This window comes from Listeria sp. SHR_NRA_18, assembly GCF_003856515.1.
Classification (GTDB): Bacteria; Bacillota; Bacilli; order Lactobacillales; family Listeriaceae; genus Listeria_A; species Listeria_A newyorkensis.
The window spans coordinates 1-614 of sequence record NZ_QPKR01000047.1 but is presented as its reverse complement, the minus strand read 5'-3'; the positions used below and the strand labels follow the sequence as shown (position 1 = coordinate 614).

1 protein-coding gene is annotated in these 614 nt (G+C 49.5%); it reads left to right on the top strand.

The genetic code is table 11. From position 1 onward, the window contains the following. Window positions 1-374 (top strand): SprT-like domain-containing protein (locus DUK53_RS17065; RefSeq protein ID WP_236637331.1); only part of this gene is annotated, 374 nt, incomplete at its 5' end. Window positions 375-614 lie beyond the last annotated feature (240 nt).

Genomic DNA, 614 nt, shown 5'->3' with positions numbered 1-614 from the left:
TTACGTTACAGCGCGGTCGTAACACCTTTGGTTATTTCGCGCCTGAACGCTTCACAGGGGAATCCAGCATATCGGAACTGGCGATGAATCCCGATTACTTCGGTGGCCGTTCGCTGGCCGATACCCTGTCAACACTGGTACATGAAATGGTGCATGTGTGGCAGCATTACGCCCCGGTTAAAAAATGCCGGGGCGGCTATCATGATCGTGTATGGGGCGCGAAGATGGAGGAAGTCGGGCTTATGCCATCAAATACCGGCTTACCTGGCGGGAAAAAGAACGGGCAGCAGATGACGCACTACATTATCCGTGGTGGTCGCTTTCAGAAAGCCGTGTATGACCTGCTTAAAAATGGCTTCTCTATCTCCTGGTAGGTGTAACGGCTCGCAATCGAAATCCCTCGGGCTCGCAATCAGCGTAATTTTCGGCTCAGATTAAGTGACAATGAAAATCCTCCCGAGCTCACATTAAGTGATAATGAGCTAGCGTTTATCTTTTCCAGCTCGCTATCCATTGCCTCGGGCTCACATTACCTGCCAATGAAAATCATCATGTTGGCAACTCACGGCTGAAATTGTTACCTTTTCTAATTCAATCGACATCAGGTGTGTACC